Raw genomic sequence first — 2,190 nt, 5'->3', positions numbered from 1 at the left:
GCAGCTTCCCGCTGCACAACGCCAGGAAGCTGCATTTTGTAGTATCGGTTTGGTTTCCACTGGACTTGGCTCCAGTGTCCAGTGGACGGGTAGAGATTTATTCCCCCGGTGGTGAGTTGCCAGTTCGTCTAGGCGGTTGATCGTCAGGCAAACCTTCAACGTTAAGCCCCATAGATTTAGCAAAAACTTTCAACGAGATATTTAACTCACGACACACCACGATTGCATTATCAAGACGGGGTACTGTCTTACGAGCAACCCAAGTATTGATAGTGACTTCAGGAATCCCAGTGTCTTTGCTTAACTGGCGCTGAGTCTTTCCGGCAGCCTCAACTAAATTTTTCAAGGTAGGTGTGGGTTCTGGGTTATCGACCGTTTCTGGATTCATTTTATCATTGAATCCATATTAAACTATTGACATCAAGGAATGTCCATAGTAAATTATGGAAGTATAGACGCACAAAAGGCAGCTCAACGAGCCGGACATGAGCATGACGTGACTTGTAAAGCGCCTTAGTTGCAGTCTCTCATAGGTAAATTCACTGATAGGTAGAGTTCGTTGGAACTTTGCAGGAGACTTTTATGGTTGAAAATCAGTTTTCCCTTGGCGACTTGGTAGCGCACAAGCATTATCCAGAGCAAGCGATCGGTCACATCACCCAGTTTTATGCCAGCGGTCGAGTGGGAATCAGTGGCGATCGCGCCCGCAGTTTCTTACCTAAAAACTTAGTTTTGGTGATGGAACCAGAGGAAAAACTGCCAGAAGCAACAGAAGTTCCCCCGGCGCAAGTTGAAGAAGTGACAGAACATCCTGAAAATTGCTCTCAATGTGGAAGTCAGGACATCCGACGCTTCCACTACCACAACCCCAAAGAACATTATTTTTACTGTCGCAACTGCGGTCATGAGGGATGGGGACATACTCCCACTGAGGAATCAGAGATTGAGTATGAACAAGAATTGTATGCGATGGCTACTGAATGCTGTGACAACGATCCCTGCATTGACTGTGACGATTATTGCGACTGTTCAGACTGTTCAGAATCAGAAGGTGAAGACACTGAGTCAGAAGTGATGGAAATTCCACCGCTGGAAGTTGAAGATGTGGAGGATGCGATCGCACCGGGGGAAGTTCCACCGGTGGAAGTTGAGGGTGTGGAGAATGCGATCGCTACGCCCGCCGAAGGCATCGACAGTTCGGAAGTGCTGGAACTTTTACGAATACCGCGAGACTTTAGCAAACTGGAGAAACTACCTCAATGGTGGGAAGAGCCAATTCTGCCAGAAGCCATTAAGTGCGAAGAAGATGACGACGACGGGGAAGACTGGTGGGTATTAATAGAACCTGGTTATTTCAAAGCCAAATATCGGTCATGGGAACTGCTAATTGATGAAGGCTACGAAATTTACGCCACACCTCCAAGCAGCGTAGGCGAAGCCAGCCAAAGGCATCGCCTCTATCACTGCGAGTGTGAATTAGACCTTGATGGCCCAGACGGGCAAATTGCTCTAGCTCAAGAATTTATCGACAGTTGGTATTTTGCCCAACCTAGTCCCGGTCAACTGAGCTTGAACATCCCTGAAGCTGTGGCGCGTGAACCACCGCCACGTTTCCGATAGACATTGAATTTCTCCCAATCAGTTGATGTGCGATCGTCTAGCTAGAGGCGATCGCTTTCTCCCTAACAGTTAACAGTTAACAGTTAACAGTTAACAGTTAACAGTTAACAGTTAACAGTTAACAACTAACAACTAACAAAGATGATAATTTACACCTACCAACTCGGACACATCCCACCCATTACCGAAGCCGTTAACCAAGAAATCAACAGCTTGGAATCAATTGCCAGCGACTTGATTATTAACTGTGCTGGTAACTATCACGCCTTACAAAAGCTTTACCAAATCCTTGATGACCTCAAAGACACCTGCGACCTTAACCTCTGCCAAATCGAAATTGTTGCTAACGAGAAATAGAAATGAATCCTGCACTTTACATCAACCCCGACTCCGTAAACGAATCAAGCCCTTTACGGAAAATCTTAGAAGATTTAGCCTTAGTGGAAACTGAGTGGGAATGGCCCTATGTCGCCTACAAAAACGTAGACACAGAAATTCAATCAGGATTTCTCAGTTACATCCGTATCGGCTACTTCTTAGACCGGATGCGATATCACAAACTGTATAAAA

At 46.0% G+C, this 2,190-nt stretch carries 4 protein-coding genes; 3 read left to right on the top strand and 1 reads right to left on the bottom strand.

All coding sequences use genetic code 11. The features are described from left to right. Positions 1-97: 97 nt before the first annotated feature. Positions 98-388, bottom strand: coding sequence for a helix-turn-helix transcriptional regulator (locus PY364_RS01210; protein WP_275519727.1), 291 nt, complete (start codon positions 386-388; stop codon positions 98-100). A gap of 194 nt (positions 389-582) precedes the next feature. Here PY364_RS01210 and PY364_RS01205 point away from each other — a divergent pair, with 194 nt between their 5' ends. The 3 genes from PY364_RS01205 to PY364_RS01195 form a co-directional block, all read left to right on the top strand. After that, a complete protein-coding gene (locus PY364_RS01205; protein WP_275519725.1) occupies positions 583-1,620 on the top strand; it encodes a hypothetical protein in 1,038 nt (345 codons plus the stop codon). A 141-nt stretch (positions 1,621-1,761) separates the two neighbouring features. After that, complete coding sequence (locus tag PY364_RS01200; RefSeq protein ID WP_275519723.1) at positions 1,762-1,977, top strand: hypothetical protein; 216 nt, start codon at positions 1,762-1,764, stop codon at positions 1,975-1,977. Between the two features lie 2 nt (positions 1,978-1,979). Further along, positions 1,980-2,190, top strand: a 211-nt coding sequence (locus PY364_RS01195; protein WP_275519721.1) for a hypothetical protein, incomplete at its 3' end; no start/stop codon positions are given.

This window comes from Kamptonema sp. UHCC 0994 (genome assembly GCF_029167235.1).
Taxonomy (GTDB): Bacteria; Cyanobacteriota; Cyanobacteriia; order Cyanobacteriales; family Microcoleaceae; genus Kamptonema.
Note: the sequence above shows the minus strand (reverse complement) of the source record. Positions and strands in the feature narration are given on the sequence as shown.